Below are 16,360 nucleotides of genomic sequence, written 5' to 3'. Positions count from 1 at the left end.
TCTATTCTTCCTGAACAGTTCGCAGTTTGTAATACTCACCCTGCTTTGCCATAAGCTCGTCGTGAGTTCCCTGTTCGGCAATTCCGTGGTCAGTAACGACAGCAATCTTGTCGGCATTTTTGATTGTGGAAAGGCGGTGCGCAATTACGAGGGTTGTGCGGCCTTTTGCAAGTTCATCAAAAGAATGCTGAATCTTAATTTCAGTTGCGGTGTCGAGAGCGGAGGTGGCCTCGTCGAGAATCAGAATCGGCGGGTTCTTAAGGAAGCATCTTGCAATTGAAACACGCTGCTTCTGGCCGCCGCTCAGCTTAATGCCGCGCTCACCGACAACAGAGTCGTAACCGTTCGGCATCTTCATAATGTCGTCGTGGATTTCTGCGCGGCGGGCTGCCTGCTCAATTTCGGCGTCAGTGGCGTTCGGTTTTCCGTAAGCAATATTTTCGCGGATGGTGCCGGCGAACAAAAATACATCCTGCTGCACAATTCCAATCTGGGCGCGGAGAGATGATTTTTTGATTCGCTTGATGTCGATTCCATCGAGACTGATTTCGCCGCCGGTAATTTCGTAAAAGCGTGGAATCAGATTACAGATCGTAGACTTACCGCCGCCGCTGGCTCCAACGAGGGCAAACTTTTCACCTGCGCGGATGTCGAGATTTACGCCCGAGAGAATCGGAAAATCAGAAGTATATGAAAATGAAACATTCTTAAAACTGATGTTTCCACGAGCCGAGAGAATTTCAACTGCATCCGGTGCGTCTTCCGGCTCAGGTTCAGTACGCATAATTTCTAGGAAGCGGTTGAAGCCTGCCATTCCGGTTACAAACTGTTCAACAAAATTGTTCAGTTTTTTTACAGGAGCAACAAAGCCAGCAACAAAAAGATTTGCGGCTACGAGGTCTGGCAGAGTCATTTTTCCTTTCATGATAAAGTATCCGCCCACAGCAAGTACAGTAAGAGAAAGCAGATTATTGCAGAACTCAATATTTGTAAAAAAGTTTGCCATGTACTTAAAACGCATCTGCTTTGCATCGCTGTACTGCTTGTTGTAAACCGCAAAACGTCCGCGTTCAAACTCTTCATTATTAAAGCCCTTAGTTACGCGGATTCCAGAAATACTGGATTCAAGTCCGGCGTTTACTTCAGCAGTTGTCTCCTTAACTTTTACAGAAGCCTTAGAAAGATTTCTTCGTGAAACAATTCCAATGGCAATCATAATCGGAAGCACAACAATAACTACCAGCGCAAGTTCCCAGCGGATATGAAGCATCATGATGAAGGCACCAATCAGATTCAAAATTGCAACGGTAAAATCTTCAGGGCCGTGATGTGCGAGCTCGGTAATTTCAAAAAGATCAGTTGTTGCACGCGACATAATTTTTCCGGTGCGGTGTGTATCATAAAAACTGAACGGAAGTTTTTCGAGGTGATCAAAAACATCCCGTCTCATATCTTGTTCAACGCGGTTTCCAAAAACGTGGCCCCAATAAGCAACAAACCAGTTACAGCCTTTATGAATACAGAAGCCCGCAAGCAGCACAGCAACCAGCGTCAGAAAAAGCCTGAGCTCGTGATTCGGAATCAGAGTGTTCAACGCATAGCGTGAGAACATCGGGAAGGCAACATCAATGGCCGCCATAAAAACTGCACACGCCATATCTGCGGCGAACAGATGCCAGTGAGGTTTGTAGTAAGCAAAAAAAATCTTAAGCGGGTGTTTTGAGAAATCCATAAAATAAAAAGTAGCTCCGTTAGTTAATACAATTATCAATCATCTTCCAGTCAAAACAGCGTTTAAAGTTTTGGCCGGGAAAATCACAATCCTGGTTCCACGGGCGGTCAACGACCATAACCTTCAGGTCAGGAAGATGATTAAAAAATTTAAAGGCCGCAGGTGAATCTTCTACGGCATAATCAAAATGCATTTTATAGTAGTCTTCAAGTTCAAGACTGAAAGTGCTTCCCTTAATAAAATTGTCGCGTCCATATTTATTCAGACAGTATAAATTAACGCGTTCCAGTCCATGTTCGTTCAGCCATTGACGAGAAGCTTCATAAGTACTGAAAGGGCGGCCGGTAATTATTTTTACATCGTGGCCTTTATCAAGCCAGCTGTTAATTGTTTTGATTGCGCCGGGTGTTTCCTCATAAGACAGGAGAACTTCGTTTGTGTGGCCTTGAATCATCATTTCTTCGTACTGCTCATCGGTTAATGAAAAAGACTTCTGAAGATCAAAATATTTAATCTTCTCGTAAGGAACATCTATTCCAAAAAGCTCAGCGGCAAGTTTCGAAAAATAGCGCGCCGTTTCGCAGAGGCAATCATCAAAATCAACATAAATATTCATACTTGTATTATATCAGATAAAACTAGTTTGATAAGACCGATAATCTTCCTGAAGTTGGCGAAGTGCGTTCGGCGGTTAGCGAGGCATTTGTGATTTTTGCGAGAAAGGCTTTGTCGTGGCTTACAACAATCATTGCACAGTCCAGAGAGGCGAGGGCAGATTCAAGAGCGAGGACGCTGGTGATGTCCATGTGGTTTGTCGGTTCATCTAGGATTAATAGGGAGAGAGGTCTCTGCACGGCCAGCGCAATCATAAGTTTGCGGAGTTCTCCGGGACTCACCTGTTGCTCGCCGCTACCGCCGCCTGCCGAGTTCTCTGCACTCAGCCGAGTCGGCTCGCTCCCGAGTCTATAAAGCGTTGAGAGCACTTCACCACGTTCGTTTTCTTCCAGCTCGGCGAATTCTTCAAAAATCTGCTCACGTACCTCATAACTGATTTCCTGCGGCAGGTACAGCAGCTCGCCTTGACGACCAGCCGCCTCCAGAAGTCCAATCACGTGATTTACAAAAAGCGTTTTACCGGCTCCGTTTTGTCCTGTTAACGCAAACTTTGTACCGCGTTTAATTTCCAGATGTGGAATCTGCAGTGTATAACTTCCCGCCTGAATCTGAGTGTCTTCAATGATAATTGGTTTTGAATAATCTGTGTTTTCAACAGAAAAACCTTCCTTGCGGCGCAGAGCTTTTTTGATGCTGTCGCGTTCGGCTTCTGTCTGACGGATTTGAGTTTCAAGCCGGGCCTTGGCATCGCCGGTGGTGCGGTCTTTTCCACTTATACGGGCAATGTCTTGTTTTAGTTTTGCATCGTGGTCTTTTGCAGAAATTGTCTTTTTGGAGAGTCGTGCTTTTGATTTTTGATTTTCGGCTTCGAGACGGGCACTGCGCTGTTTTTCTGAAGAGGCCTTTGAGTTTAGCCTTTCCCAGTTTCCGCGGGATTGTTCCTGTCCGCTTTGTCGAAGTTCCAGAGCTTTTGTGAGTCCGCAAGGATAGGTGTCGCAGGCAATACAGTCACGGCCGCCAGCAAAGGATTGAGCTTCGTTATAAAGATAAATCGTCCGGTTGCAAAGGGAATCAGCAAAACCTCGGTCATGGCTTACCATAATGCCGATGCCATGAAAATCACCGAGAGCGTCTGAAATCATTTTTGTAGTTTCTGAATCAAGATGATTTGTTGGTTCATCGAGCAGAAGAACGGACGGCTGTTCAGCAAGCGCACAGGCAATCTGAATGCGTTTTTTCTCACCGCCCGAAAGTGTGTCGTAACGTTCGAGCATTTCTTCGGTCACACAAAGCCGCGAGAAAAATCTTCGAACCTCGTTATCATCAGACCAGAAAGCGGTGTAAAGATTTTCCGGAATCTCGGCGGTTTCCTGAGGACAGTAAAATACACCGCTGGTGCTCGCGTTGCCACCCACACCGTTGCATAAAATCTTCCCGCCGTCCGGCTCAATTATCCCTGCAATCAGCTTGAGCAGCGTACTTTTACCACAGCCATTGCTTCCCGCAACGCAAGTCCAGCCATCAAAAAATTGAAGGGAGAAATCTTCAAAAAGAGTTGAATTAGAAGAAGAATAAGAAAAATTAAGATTAGAAATTTGAATTGACATTAAAGGCCTCCTGAATCAGAAGCCGTTGCAGCAAAACACGACCCGAGCGACAGCACCGTCAGAATAAAATACAAATGTAAAACCGCAATCGACTTCCATAATGAAATTTCTTTTGAGAAAAAAACTGGAAATCAGTTACGTATTTACATTGGGCCTTGTCTCCTGAAAGTGAATGTAATTTTATTGTATAGGATGAGCGAAAGATTTGTCAAATGATTTGAAAAGAGGAAAAAAGTTTAAAAATACATATAAAACGAAAAAAGAACTGAAATTATATGTAATTTAGGGGGATTAAAACGCGTAAAAAATGAATTTTTGGGGATTAAAGGTGGAATTTGAGTGAAAAATGATTAACAAAGATGAAAAATCTGGTATTTTCAAACAAAAATCTGGATTTTTTACATATAATTTGCGATTTTATGTGAAATTATATGTATTTTTGTAAAATTCACACATTTCCAGGGAAAACAAATTCCAGATTTTCTTTAGCAACATCCACAAGGCGCATTATTGTATTGACTGGGGTTGGGTCGCGGTCTGTGAGTTTGAAGGTCGGGAAAAATCTTGTGATGTGAAGCGGTATTTTTTTATTCAGCTGATTTTCGAGGCCGGCTACCCAGGCGGTGAGTTCTCGCATTTCTTCTTCGCTGTCGTTCTCGTTCGGGATAATTAGGGTTGTGAGTTCTACGTGGCAGGAAGCGGCAGCGGTCTGGATAAAGTCTTTTACCATCTGGAAATCTCCGTCGAGGAAGTCTTTGTAAAAACGATTGGTGAAGGCCTTGAGGTCTATATTCATTGCGTTGATGTATGGGGATATTTCGTTGAGAACTTTGAGAGTCGCAGTTCCATTTGTTACAAGAACATTTTGCATGCCGGCTTCTTTGGAAAGCTTTGCTGTGTCGCGGACAAACTCATAACCAATGAGAGGTTCGTTGTATGTGAAGGCTAGACCGATGTTGCCGCGTGGGCGAAGGTCCAGTGCGGCTTTTACGATTTCTTCGGGTTCATAGTATTCTGCCTTGTCCTTATATTCAAACACTTTTTGCGACCACGAAATACTAAAGTTTTGACAGAAGGGGCAGCGTAGATTGCAGCCGTATGAGCCGAGGGACAAAATTTGTGAGCCCGGATGAAACATGCTAAGCGGTTTTTTTTCTATGGGGTCAAGGGCGATGGATGTGAGACGGCCGTAATTTCCAGCAACAATTTTTCCCTCTCTGCAAGTACGAGCGCCGCAAAAGCCTGTTGAGCCTTCTTCAATTTTACAATGTCTGAAGCATACATCACAAACTGCCATACAAAACTCTCCGTGCACGGCTAATAATGTCGCACAACCTCAAAGCGGAACAAATCAACTTTTTCATCAGGAGCAATTCCGCCTTTTCTTCTTGCAATTGAAATCTGCTGTTCAACTGTATCTACGCCGTCGAGGTCTGGAAGCAGGAGCCCACGCTTGTAACCGCTCTGCACGATGACTCCGTATTTTTTGACGTCAAGCTCCGCCGGGGAACTGATTTTTTCAGCCTCGCCCAGAACATCAACATTTATATCAAGATATTTTAGTTCATCTTCTGTCACCGGCTGGAAGCGCGGATCTTTTGAAACTGCGCTCACAGCATTTTCAATTATTTCCAGTGCGAGATTTTTCTGTGTAGATGCGATGGTGCCGATGCAGCCACGAAGCGCACCAAACTTGTGGATAGATACAAAAGCGCCAGCACGGACATTCAAAAGTTCTGGAGCAACATCCTCCGGCAGAGGCAACACTTCCCCATTCTTAACATAATATTCCGCAGAGGCGCGGGCCAGCTTCACATAAGCATCTGACTTTTTACTTTTTTCTATCAACTCATTTTCAACCAGCTTTAATCTCGCATCAAGAAAATGCCTGCCGTCATCATCACCCTTTGGAATAAACGAACAGATTCCATAACCAACGCCAGTCACATCTTCGTGAGAATATTGAGTCGCTTCAACAGCCTTACCATCCAGCGTACCCGCCATAATCACAAAGGACTTATGTCCGCACTCTGCCGCCTTCTCGCAGAAGTTTTCATCAAAATCAAAAAGCTCTCCAAAGCGGCCGCCCGAACAAACGTCCATAATGCGCTTATCATAAACAGGTCCTTCTTCAGCAAAACCGTATGGTCCGTAATCCTGCAGCTTATGAGACAAATCTCCGCTTGCAACATAAACAATCCGGCGGCCCAGCGACTCAACCGCATTCTTAATCATCATGCCATATTCATAATGCTTTAAAAGGTCGTAGCCCGAAAGCCCCATGCGAACAAGCTTGAAGTCCTTATATTTTTTCGTAATAAACCAGAGAGGAACCATAGTGCCGTGATCAAGCTCTGGCCTTTTTTCACCAAGCGTTCCGGCAGGAAAGTGCGACGTTTCGGCCAGTGTACAAATCTTCTTCACAAGCTCTTCATCATAATCAACATCAAACCTAACCTGCGGTGCACCAAAATCAGCAAAGGAACCAGTTGCCCCCGCCCCCGGCGAAATATGAAAATAATCAGAATACATCACGCTGTGAGGGCTCGAAATAATTATGGTCTCCGGCTTGAGTGCCGCAATTTCATCAGCCACCTTCTCATAAGCCTTAATCGTTTTCTCAACTTGATTTTCGCTTCCCCGTCCAACCTCCGGCACAATCATCGGCGGATGCGGCACCATAAAAGCAGCAACAATCGACATGCGGAACCTCCTGACTTTTAAATCATTCTGTTTCTATTCTATCATAACCTTTCAAAAAACGAATATACTTTTATTTTGCCAGATGATAAAATGCTCGCAATGAAAACGAAGAAAACCTACATCACAACAATGCCGCATCACATCGGTGCTTTTTTGAAGGCCAGCGAATGTCTCGCAAAACTGAATATCAACATCACTCGCGTCAGCTACAATAAAGCAATTGATTCACACACGCTTTTTATTGATGCCGAGGGTGAGGAAGAAAATCTTCGCAAGGCTGACGAGCAGCTTACGGCCATCGGTTACCTTCAGACTCCTAAAACCGAAAAGAGCATTGTTCTGCTGGAGTTTATGCTTCAGGATAAGCCTGGCAGTGTTACAGATGTTCTTCGCGTAATTAATGATTATCAGCTTAATATTTCATATATCAGTTCGCAGGAAAACGGTACGGATTTTCAGGCTTTCAAAATGGGCCTTTATGTTGAAGATGAAAAACACTTCGAGGCTTTTATTGCTGAAGTGAAAAAACTTTGCCCGGTCCGCGTGCTCGATTATAATCATTCAGAAAAATTTTACGACAACAGCATTTTCTACCAGTCGTTCGTTTCGGAGCTTGTGTCGTGTATCGGGCTTTCGGAAGATAAGCGTGACAGCCTTCTCGTAAACACAAATCTTGTTATGCAGATGCTGGATGAAAAGGGATTGTCACCATATAAGACTTTTGAAAGTATCAGCAGATTTGCGCACCTTCTGGCAGCCTGCCGCGGCGACGCTTTTTCTCCGCGCATTTCCCATCACAAAATCACAGATAATTCCGAAATAATTTTGATTGAGCCGCCGTGCGGAAGTAACACTGCAATTCTGAAAAGCCAGGGCGAGGTTTTGTTTATCGATACAGGCTATGCCCTCTACCGCGAAGAAATGGAAAAACTTTTCCGCTCACTTCTGCCGGATTATGACACAATGAAAAAACGCGTCTATATCACTCATGCAGATGTGGACCACTGTGGCCTTCTTCCTCTTTTTGATGAAATATATGCAAGTGAAGATTCAAAGGAATGTCTTGCGCTTGAAGCAAAAGGTGCGGACGCCTATCGTGAGCAGAATCCACTTCACAAGCCGTACATCAATATTTGCAAGGCACTCACGCTGTATAATCCGCCGACTCCAGAAAAGGTAAAAGCGCTCTGGCCGTCCCCAGCAGAAATCAAAGAGCCGCTTGAGCAGACCGGTTTCTTTGATGTGGGCGAAATGCATTTTGAAGTTTATCAGGCAAAGGGCGGTCATCTGAAAGGTGAGACCGTGCTTATAGATTATGTGCACCACATTGTCTTCTCCGGCGACATCTACATTAACATGCACGGGCTCACAAAAGAGCAGGCGACTTACAACCAGTACGCGCCGGTTCTCATGACCTCTGTAGACACAGACCCTGCATTGTGCGCCCAGGAACGTGTCGCAATTCTACAGCGTCTTGGTCAGGGCAACTGGCAAATCTTCGGCGCCCACGGAATGAAAAAAGATTACAGCCTGCAGCAGGCGGAGTAGTTTGCCTGCCAACTGCTGCCAGAAATTAGCCGATATCAATTTCCAGAAGAATAGGGGTGTGATCCTGACGCGGACCTGAATCTATCATCTCTGATTTTTTGATCCGGTCTTTGATGCGGTCGCTCACGAGGAAGTAATCAATACGCCAGCCCGAGTTGTTTATCTTGCTGGTTTTGATTCTCTGACCCCACCAGGAATAGATGTCTTTTACATCTCCGTGTAGGTGGCGGAAGCTGTCTGTAAAGCCACGTGCAAGGAGCTTGGTGAAGCCCTCGCGTTCTTCGTCAGTAAAGCCTGCTGAAAAATGATTGGAGGCCGGGTTTGCAAGGTCAATTTCTTTATGGGCAACGTTGAAGTCGCCGCAGGCAATAACCGGCTTTTTAGCATCGAGGCTAGCGAGATAATCAGCATAAAGAGCGTCCCACTGCTGGCGTTCAGCAAGACGCTTAAGGCCGTCGCCGGAGTTTGGAGTATAAACGTTGACAAAATAAAAGGCGCCGAAGTCGAGAGAGAGAAGGCGACCCTCATCATCCATTGTATCTGGAGCGTCAAGGCGTGTCACTTCACGGCTGGCAGCAAGTCCTTCCTTATACAAAATCATAGTGCCTGCATAACCTTTTTTTGCAGGAGGCACAGAAGAAAGCCATTCAATTTTATATCCCGGAAAATAGCCGGCCAGCAACTCCAGGTGCTTCTCCGAAGGCCCTTCCGCCGGCAGCTTAGTCTCCTGAATTGCAATTACATCAGCATTGTAGCTGCCAAGCTTTTTCAATACAGCCTGCGAGAGTAGTGCCCTATCGGAAGTAGAAGTCAGCGCCGCATTAATTGAATCTATGTTCCATGAAATAAAAGTCATTTTTTGCTCCTGTTTTCAATATATACGATTTCGTAGAAAAATTCAGCAGGTGGTGGGAAGAGAGAGCTCCCCGAAAAATTATTGTCAATTAAATCAAATTTTATTATATTTAAATTGTAAAGCCTGCTGCACAGAAGAATGTATCCAGTAACTAAATTAGAATTATGAGTATGTGCAGTTATATGATTGCCGTGTTTACGCGGTAATGACACATTTATTTTATCTTCGTTTTTTCTTTACCACAATTCAGGCCTGGAGCTGGACTGGCGCTGAACAATCAATTTTCTCATGAGGTATGTGGTATGGAAAATGAAATTTCAATTTTAGAAGAAAACTCTATTCGTTCAAAGATTCATGTTATTCGCGGGCAGCAGGTGATGCTGGATTTTGATCTTGCTCAGATTTATGGGTATGAAACGAAACGATTTAACGAGCAAGTAAAAAATAATATTGAACGGTTTGATGATGATTTTATGTTCAGATTAACCGAAGAAGAAGTTCACGAACTTTCAAGGTCGAAAATTTCGACCTTGAACAACGGTCGGGGTAGTAACATAAAATATGCCCCTAAAGCCTTCACCGAGCAGGGAATCTACATGCTTATGACCGTCCTCAAAGGTGACCTTGCAGTTACTCAAAGCAAAATGCTTATTCGAACATTCAAAGAGATGAAGCATTTTATTCAGAATAATTCACATATTTTTGCAGAACTAGATAACATAAAGAATCATCTTCTTGAATCAGATATACACCACAAGGAAACGGATAAAAAGATTAAAGAACTCTTTTCCCTTATGGATAAATACAACATCAAAGAATTCCAAGGAATTTTCTTTCAAGGGCAGATTTTTGATGCATATGCAAAGTTCGAAAGCTTTTTGGCAGCCTCAAAGAAAGAAATTATCCTGATTGATAATTATGTAGATTTGTCGATTCTTCAGCGTCTTGCAAAAAAGAAGAAAGGCGTCAACGTAACAATATACACCGATCCAAAAACAAAACTCACTAGTCAAGATGTACAGACTTTCAACGCTCAATATCCAACACTTACTTTGAACTTCACAACAAAGACACACGACAGATTTTTGATTATTGATAACACAACAATTTATCACATTGGAGCATCATTAAAAGATTTAGGTAAAAAGTGTTTTTGTTTTGATGTGCTGGATTCTGGTTATATTCCGTTGATTTTGAAGAACATATAAGGAGTAATTGGAAGTCACAATTTGTGACTTCCAATTTAACAAGTAATCAAAACTTGAAGTGCAAAATTTTCACCTCAAGATAGAAAGTATTAAGATAGTTCAAGGTCAAAAATTTTGACCTTGAACATTTGTTAAAATGTGAAAATAGGAATTACTATAAAAAAACGCCAGCCCCAACCGAAGTCAGAACTGGCGTTCGAAAGATTCCCGGGTCAAGCCCGAGGATGACAATTATTGATGTTTATTTAATCAAGCTGTGGTATTCCTGAAGGCTCTTTACTCCACCTTCACCACCATTACCGTTCTTTACACTCTCAATACCCTTAACAGCAGCGAGTGCACCGGCAATTGTTGTGATGTAGCTTACCTTGTACTTGAGACAAGCCTTGCGGATTGTCTTGCGGTCTTCGGCGTAGTTGCGCTTTGCTTTTGGTGTGTTGATTACAAGACAAACTTCCTTGTTCATAATCATATCTACTACGTCTGGGCGACCGGCGCCAATCTTGTTTACAACGTCGCACTTAATTCCGTTTGCGTTGTAGAAGTCTGCGGTTCCCTGTGTTCCAACCAGTGTGAAGCCGAGGTTTTTCAAAGTCTTTCCGATTTCGAGAACCTGATCTTTCTGTCCTTCCTTGTTGCTGAGGGAAATAAGAACCTTCTTGTTTTCCCAGGCAGCTGGTGCGTGTGGAAGTTCTGAACCTGCAGCTTCCTGTGACTTGTAGAATGCCAGAGGGAAGTTCTCAGCAAGGCCAAGAACTTCACCAGTAGAACGCATTTCAGGTCCGAGAATTGGGTCAACTCCAGGGAAGCGTGCCCATGGAAGAACAGCTTCTTTTGCTCCGTAGTAAGGGATCTTCTTGTCTTTGAGGCCGAGGCTTTCCAAAGATTCACCAAGCATCATTCTTGTTGCAAGGCGGGCCATCTGAGTGTCACAAACCTTTGATACAAGAGGAACTGTACGAGAAGCACGTGGGTTTGCTTCGATTACATAAACCTTTCCATTTTCAATTGCGTACTGCATGTTCATCAAACCGCAAACGTGAAGGCTTTCTGCAATCTTCTTTGTATATTCTTTGATTGTTGCAAGGTTATCAGCTGGAATCGAAACTGGTGGAATTACACAAGCTGAGTCACCCGAGTGAATACCGGCAAGCTCAACGTGCTCCATAACAGCAGGGATGTAAACATGTGTTGAATCAGCCAAAGCATCAGCTTCGCATTCAAGAGCATTCTTCAAGAAACGGTCAATCAAAAGTGGGCGGTCAGGAGTTACACCAACAGCCTTTTCAACGTATTCCTTCAAAGTAGCTTCGTCATAAATTACTTCCATACCGCGTCCACCCAAAACAAAGCTTGGACGAATCATGATAGGGTAACCGATCTTATCTGCGCAAGCCTTAGCCTCGTTGAAGTCAATTGCCATTCCGCTTTCTGGCATTGGGATTTCCAATTTTTCCATCATGTGGCGGAAGAGGTCGCGGTCTTCGGCGATGTCAATTGAGTCGATGCTTGTACCAAGAATATTTACGCCGTTTTCCTGAAGCTCGCGGGCAATGTTAAGTGGAGTCTGTCCACCAAACTGTACGATAACTCCGAAAGGCTTTTCTTTTTCGTAAATCTGAAGAACATCTTCAGTTGTAACTGGCTCGAAGTAAAGCTTATCAGAAGTATCATAGTCAGTAGAAACAGTTTCTGGGTTACAGTTTACGATGATTGTCTCGTAGCCGAGTTCTTTCAACTGCATAGCCGCATGACAGCAGCAGTAGTCAAACTCAATACCCTGACCAATTCTGTTTGGACCACCGCCCAAAATCATAATCTTCTTCTTGTTGTCTGTTGCAACAGAAGTGTCTTTTTCTGCATTGTAAGTTGAGTAGTAGTAGCAGGCATTTTCAACACCGCTTACCGGAACGCGGAGCCATGCTTCTTTAATACCAAGCTCGTTGCGTCTCTTGCGGATATCTTTTTCAGCAACCTTCAAAATCTTTGACAAATACTTGTCGCTGAAGCCGTCTTTCTTAGCCTGAATAAGAAGCTTATCTTCCGGAACACGGTCAGGATTCTTAAGCATTTCCTCTTCCAAATCAACCAGCTCTTTCATCTGCTGCAGGAAGAACTCTTTAACGTATGTAATTTCAGAAAGCTTAGCCAAAGGAACACCCTTACGAATTGCCTCATAAAGCTGGAAGTAGCGCTCGCTCGAAGCAGTCTTAAGCATTTCGCAAAGTTCGTCAGCACTCTTCTTATTAAAGTCCTTAGCAAAACCAAGACCTGAGCGGCCGTTTTCAAGACCACGAATAGCCTTCTGGAAAGTTTCCTTAAAGTTCTTACCGATGGCCATAACTTCACCAACGGCCTTCATAGAAGTTCCAAGTTCATCCTTTGTACCGCGGAACTTTTCAAATGCCCAGCGAGCAAACTTAAGAACAACGTAGTCTCCATCAGGAGCGCCGCCCAAAGTATACTTTTCAAGAGTACCATCACGCCAGTAAGGAATCTCGTCGAGAGTCAAACCACTGGCAAGTTTTGCAGAAATCAGCGCGATAGGGAAGCCGGTAGCCTTAGAAGCCAAAGCAGAAGAACGAGAAGTACGTGGGTTAATCTCAATAATAACAACACGGCCAGTCTTAGGATTGTGAGCAAACTGAACGTTAGTACCACCGATAACACCGATGTTTTCAACAATCTTGAATGCCATTTCCTGAAGCTTCTTTTCCAGATCCTTGTCAATCGTCATGAAAGGAGCGGCACAGAAAGAGTCACCGGTATGAACGCCAACCGCATCAATATTTTCAATAGTACAGATTGCAACCATCTGATTCTTAGAGTCGCGGACAACTTCAACTTCAAGCTCTTCCCAACCAAGAATAGACTCTTCAATCAAACACTGGTGAGTCATAGAAAGATCAAGACCGTTAGCAACAATAGTGCGCAGCTCTTCAACATTGTAGCAGAAACCGCCGCCCTGACCGCCCATAGTATAAGCAGGGCGAACAACCAGAGGGAAGCCGATTTCTTCAGCAATCTTTTCAGCACCTTCAACAGTGTGACAGATTCCCGAGCGAGGAGTGTCGATTCCAAGCGACTTCATAGTCTCCTTGAAAATCTCACGGTCCTCACCGCGCTCAATAGCATCAAGGTTTACACCAATTACTTTTACACCGTATTTATCAAGAACGCCGGCCTTGTTCAGCTCCATAGCCATATTCAAACCTGTCTGACCACCAAGGTTTGGCAAAAGTGCATCAGGACGTTCCTTTTCAATAATCTGAGAAAGACGCTCAACGTTCAGCGGCTCAATGTAAGTAGCGTCCGCCATAACCGGGTCAGTCATAATAGTAGCCGGGTTAGAGTTTACAAGTACAATCTTGTAGCCAAGTTCGCGCAAAGCCTTACAAGCCTGAGTTCCCGAATAGTCAAACTCACAAGCCTGACCAATAACAATCGGGCCCGAACCAATAATCAAAACCTTTTTGATGTCTGTTCTCTTCATAATCTATATAACTCCTATAAAAAACTGTTTTAGCGGTGGTTGAGCCTGTCGAAACCACCATTAGGAGGGGGAAGTCTCCCCCTGCGCTCCAGCCTCCTCGGTCGCTCGCCTTCGGCTCGCTCCCTGCGGTGGCTTCCGCTACCCTCTCTGCGGGGGACACCCCCGTAACGCCCCCGTATTACACCGTAAGCGAAAAAAAAGGCGGAATTCAAAAGAATTCCGCCTTAGAAATCACCAAATAAAAATAGTATGAACAGTGGTTTTAGTTTTGAGAATTATCATGTCAAAACACGCTTCAGTTTTCATACTGAGAGTAAATAATATCAAAAAACCGCAACTTATTCTAGTAGTATTTAAAAACTTTAAGCAGATTAAAGTAAATCCACATAGTCCTTAAATTAATTCCATTCACATGCCGCTTCAAGAATTCGTGCAAATTCTTCCAGGCCAGTGCGATCTTCTTCGGTAAATCTGCCAACACTCGGGCTGTCAATGTCGAGCACACCAACAATTCTGCCATCCGCATCATGCAGCGGAACAACAATTTCCGAATTCGAGGCGGCGTCACACGCAATATGCCCCGCAAACTGGTGAACATCCTTTATCAGCTGAGTTTTATTTTCCGCAACAGCCGTGCCGCAAACACCTTTGCCTACCGGAATGCGAATACATGCCGGCTTTCCCTGGAACGGGCCGAGCAGCAGATATCCCTCAGCTTCCATAGTATAAAAACCCGCCCAGTTAATATCTTCAAGCGCGTGCCAGAGAAGGGCCGCCGCATTTGCCATATTCGGAACAGCGTGACTCTCTCCCTCTGTAATTCCTTTAAGATTCAGACACAGTTCGTCGTATTTTGTTTTCATCTCTTTATTCCATTAATACAATTTTTATTGCAACAAACTTGTTGCCTGAGATTGTACTGCTAATAAAAATGGCGTAATACCAGCTACATGATAACTGTAGTTTGAGGCAGGAGTTGTTTCATCAATATCAACTTTGAAGGTAGAATCACCAAGCCCCTTTTCCTTCAGAAAAGCCTCAAGCGCTTCTGTTGTTTCAACAGGAACAGTTTCATCTTTTTTATGATGATAGAGATAAATACTTTCATCGGTAGCAGGAGTCCAGTCGTATAAGATTGAATCCTTCTTAAAAGCTGCCATCAGTTTTTTTGTGATCTCAGAATCCTTGTCGAGTACTGCATCAGTAAAAATATCATCCTTATTTAAGTTGCCTAAATATGAATTAATTTGACCACTGTCATATTTTTTACTATCAAACCATTTATCAAAATCATTAATAATTTTATCTGTAAACAGTTGATTTAGTTGAAAACCAAGTTCTTCATAATATTTATTGTATGAATAAAGCACATCAATTATCGCACTAGGCATAATTACATTAGATTGTGTAAGGAACGTTTCATAAAACACTCCAAGATCATAAGGGCCCGCACCTGCAAAGGTTTTTGTAATTTTTATTTCCGGATACTTTTGTGTAACAAGCTTAAGAACAGCCATTGTTGTTTGACCGCCCTGAGAATAACCCATATTAAAAAGCTTAGTGCCATAATCAGAATAACCTAATTCAGGAAGAAGTTTTTTTGCCGCTATAAGTGCATCCACGCTAGCCTGAGCATTTGCGGCACCAATACAGTATGCCTGATGTTCTTTCTCTGTACAGCCAAAGCCATAATAATCTGGAGAAATTGTAATAACCGGGAAAAAGGCAGCAATCATTTTCTGTTCCCCTAAATCGCTTCTCGAAGGGCACTCTGTTGCCTTGTTGATTGTCGCATGATTATAAAGAACCAGTCCCTTCGCAGGATTATCAGCTGTAATCGCAGGACTTACAGAAATAACTGCTGAAAGCATTATATCATTGCCATATGGATCTTTCGAAGGATAAATTATCGTGTAAGCGTTCATTGTAGAAGTTTTTTTAGTTCTTACAACTCTGGCTTCAGACAGTTCATAGCCTTCAATAAATTCTGCAATAAACTCTTCATCGCTTATTTCAGGAACTTCAGGTGAAGGACTTTCATCAGGTGCAGAATTATTCTTGCAGGCTAAAACAAACAAACACAAAAATGTATTGAGAAATAATACAGAAAAAAGAAATCTGGTTTTCTTCATGGGGACTCCTTAGTTTAATAACTGATTTAATTCTATCACGAATACTGTTTTTCAAAAATAAAAAAAGTGCCCGAAACCGTGAGGGGCTTCGGGCAGGAACTTAAAACTATAAACGAATGATAAAGGAGGTTTTCGTTTATGCAAACTTTTATAAATAACTCTCTCTCCGACTTCCGCAAGTCTATGTATTACCAGGGTCATTCTGGTGGAAACACTCTCAACAAGTTTAGTCGTTATGCTAATTTTATAAGCGAAAAAGCACAGAATCAGCACACAAAAAACAAAATTTGAGCACCAAATCAGCACAAATTTGTGGAATTTTGAATAACCCATGTTATAATTTAGGCATGATTTTCAAAAATGTAATAGAAAAATATAAAAGCCGATATTTCATTTCCAACATTGATTTGGCCGACATGGGTGAATCAAATCGAATTATAGTCCATATTGCAAGTATTATTCTGTT

12 protein-coding genes are annotated in these 16,360 nt (G+C 43.2%); 3 read left to right on the top strand and 9 right to left on the bottom strand.

Annotated features, from left to right (window positions below; all coding sequences use genetic code 11):
• Nucleotide 1: 1 nt before the first annotated feature.
• The 5 genes from BM161_RS00585 to amrA form a co-directional block, all read right to left on the bottom strand.
• Nucleotides 2–1,732: an ABC transporter ATP-binding protein gene (locus BM161_RS00585; RefSeq protein WP_074930230.1), complete on the bottom strand. Its 1,731-nt coding sequence runs from the start codon at nt 1,730–1,732 to the stop codon at nt 2–4.
• Nucleotides 1,733–1,751: 19 nt separating this feature from the next.
• The gene (locus BM161_RS00580; RefSeq protein ID WP_074929700.1) at nt 1,752–2,348 is read right to left on the bottom strand and encodes a 5' nucleotidase, NT5C type; all 597 of its coding nucleotides are present in this window, start codon (nt 2,346–2,348) and stop codon (nt 1,752–1,754) included.
• Between the two features lie 22 nt (nt 2,349–2,370).
• Nucleotides 2,371–3,954 carry an ATP-binding cassette domain-containing protein gene (locus tag BM161_RS00575; protein WP_074929698.1) on the bottom strand — a complete coding sequence of 528 codons (1,584 nt, stop codon included), beginning with the start codon at nt 3,952–3,954 and terminating at the stop codon, nt 2,371–2,373.
• Nucleotides 3,955–4,402: 448 nt separating this feature from the next.
• On the bottom strand, nt 4,403–5,251 hold the full coding sequence (gene amrS / locus BM161_RS00570) for an AmmeMemoRadiSam system radical SAM enzyme (RefSeq protein WP_074929696.1): 849 nt from the start codon (nt 5,249–5,251) through the stop codon (nt 4,403–4,405).
• Nucleotides 5,252–5,271: 20 nt separating this feature from the next.
• Nucleotides 5,272–6,657: an AmmeMemoRadiSam system protein A gene (gene amrA / locus BM161_RS00565; RefSeq protein WP_074929694.1), complete on the bottom strand. Its 1,386-nt coding sequence runs from the start codon at nt 6,655–6,657 to the stop codon at nt 5,272–5,274.
• A 99-nt stretch (nt 6,658–6,756) separates the two neighbouring features.
• Here amrA and BM161_RS00560 point away from each other — a divergent pair, with 99 nt between their 5' ends.
• Complete coding sequence (locus BM161_RS00560; protein WP_218150230.1) at nt 6,757–8,205, top strand: MBL fold metallo-hydrolase; 1,449 nt, start codon at nt 6,757–6,759, stop codon at nt 8,203–8,205.
• Between the two features lie 25 nt (nt 8,206–8,230).
• Here BM161_RS00560 and BM161_RS00555 read toward each other — a convergent pair whose 3' ends face one another.
• Complete coding sequence (locus BM161_RS00555) at nt 8,231–9,061, bottom strand: exodeoxyribonuclease III (RefSeq protein ID WP_074929691.1); 831 nt, start codon at nt 9,059–9,061, stop codon at nt 8,231–8,233.
• Between the two features lie 302 nt (nt 9,062–9,363).
• Between BM161_RS00555 and BM161_RS00550 the strand changes: the two genes are divergently transcribed.
• The gene (locus BM161_RS00550) at nt 9,364–10,269 is read left to right on the top strand and encodes an ORF6N domain-containing protein (protein ID WP_074929689.1); all 906 of its coding nucleotides are present in this window, start codon (nt 9,364–9,366) and stop codon (nt 10,267–10,269) included.
• A gap of 241 nt (nt 10,270–10,510) precedes the next feature.
• Here the strand turns inward: BM161_RS00550 and carB are convergent, their stop codons facing one another.
• The 3 genes from carB to BM161_RS00535 all read right to left on the bottom strand — a co-directional run bounded on the left by carB (nt 10,511) and on the right by BM161_RS00535 (nt 15,894).
• A complete protein-coding gene (carB, locus tag BM161_RS00545) occupies nt 10,511–13,762 on the bottom strand; it encodes a carbamoyl-phosphate synthase large subunit (RefSeq protein ID WP_244882596.1) in 3,252 nt (1,083 codons plus the stop codon).
• Between the two features lie 398 nt (nt 13,763–14,160).
• Entirely contained in the window at nt 14,161–14,625 is a 465-nt protein-coding gene (locus tag BM161_RS00540; RefSeq protein WP_074929686.1) for a GAF domain-containing protein, read from the bottom strand.
• Between the two features lie 24 nt (nt 14,626–14,649).
• Nucleotides 14,650–15,894, bottom strand: coding sequence for a lipase family protein (locus BM161_RS00535; RefSeq protein WP_074929684.1), 1,245 nt, complete (start codon nt 15,892–15,894; stop codon nt 14,650–14,652).
• A gap of 138 nt (nt 15,895–16,032) precedes the next feature.
• Here BM161_RS00535 and BM161_RS14300 point away from each other — a divergent pair, with 138 nt between their 5' ends.
• The gene (locus BM161_RS14300) at nt 16,033–16,185 is read left to right on the top strand and encodes a hypothetical protein (protein ID WP_177206178.1); all 153 of its coding nucleotides are present in this window, start codon (nt 16,033–16,035) and stop codon (nt 16,183–16,185) included.
• The last annotated feature ends 175 nt before the right edge of the window (nt 16,186–16,360 follow it).

The sequence above is a fragment of the Treponema bryantii genome, assembly GCF_900113965.1.
GTDB classification, from domain to species: domain Bacteria; phylum Spirochaetota; class Spirochaetia; order Treponematales; family Treponemataceae; genus Treponema_D; species Treponema_D bryantii_A.
Note: the sequence above shows the minus strand (reverse complement) of the source record. Positions and strands in the feature narration are given on the sequence as shown.

Excerpts from the sequence above, each read along its gene's own strand:
- BM161_RS00585 (WP_074930230.1), bottom strand. The coding sequence starts at position 1,732 with ATGGATTTCTCAAAACACCCGCTTAAGATTTTTTTTGCTTACTACAAA.
- BM161_RS00580 (WP_074929700.1), bottom strand. The coding sequence starts at position 2,348 with ATGAATATTTATGTTGATTTTGATGATTGCCTCTGCGAAACGGCGCGC.
- BM161_RS00575 (WP_074929698.1), bottom strand. The coding sequence starts at position 3,954 with ATGTCAATTCAAATTTCTAATCTTAATTTTTCTTATTCTTCTTCTAAT.
- amrS (WP_074929696.1), bottom strand. The coding sequence starts at position 5,251 with ATGGCAGTTTGTGATGTATGCTTCAGACATTGTAAAATTGAAGAAGGC.
- amrA (WP_074929694.1), bottom strand. The coding sequence starts at position 6,657 with ATGTCGATTGTTGCTGCTTTTATGGTGCCGCATCCGCCGATGATTGTG.
- BM161_RS00560 (WP_218150230.1), top strand. The coding sequence starts at position 6,757 with ATGAAAACGAAGAAAACCTACATCACAACAATGCCGCATCACATCGGT.
- BM161_RS00555 (WP_074929691.1), bottom strand. The coding sequence starts at position 9,061 with ATGACTTTTATTTCATGGAACATAGATTCAATTAATGCGGCGCTGACT.
- BM161_RS00550 (WP_074929689.1), top strand. The coding sequence starts at position 9,364 with ATGGAAAATGAAATTTCAATTTTAGAAGAAAACTCTATTCGTTCAAAG.
- carB (WP_244882596.1), bottom strand. The coding sequence starts at position 13,762 with ATGAAGAGAACAGACATCAAAAAGGTTTTGATTATTGGTTCGGGCCCG.
- BM161_RS00540 (WP_074929686.1), bottom strand. The coding sequence starts at position 14,625 with ATGAAAACAAAATACGACGAACTGTGTCTGAATCTTAAAGGAATTACA.
- BM161_RS00535 (WP_074929684.1), bottom strand. The coding sequence starts at position 15,894 with ATGAAGAAAACCAGATTTCTTTTTTCTGTATTATTTCTCAATACATTT.
- BM161_RS14300 (WP_177206178.1), top strand. The coding sequence starts at position 16,033 with ATGCAAACTTTTATAAATAACTCTCTCTCCGACTTCCGCAAGTCTATG.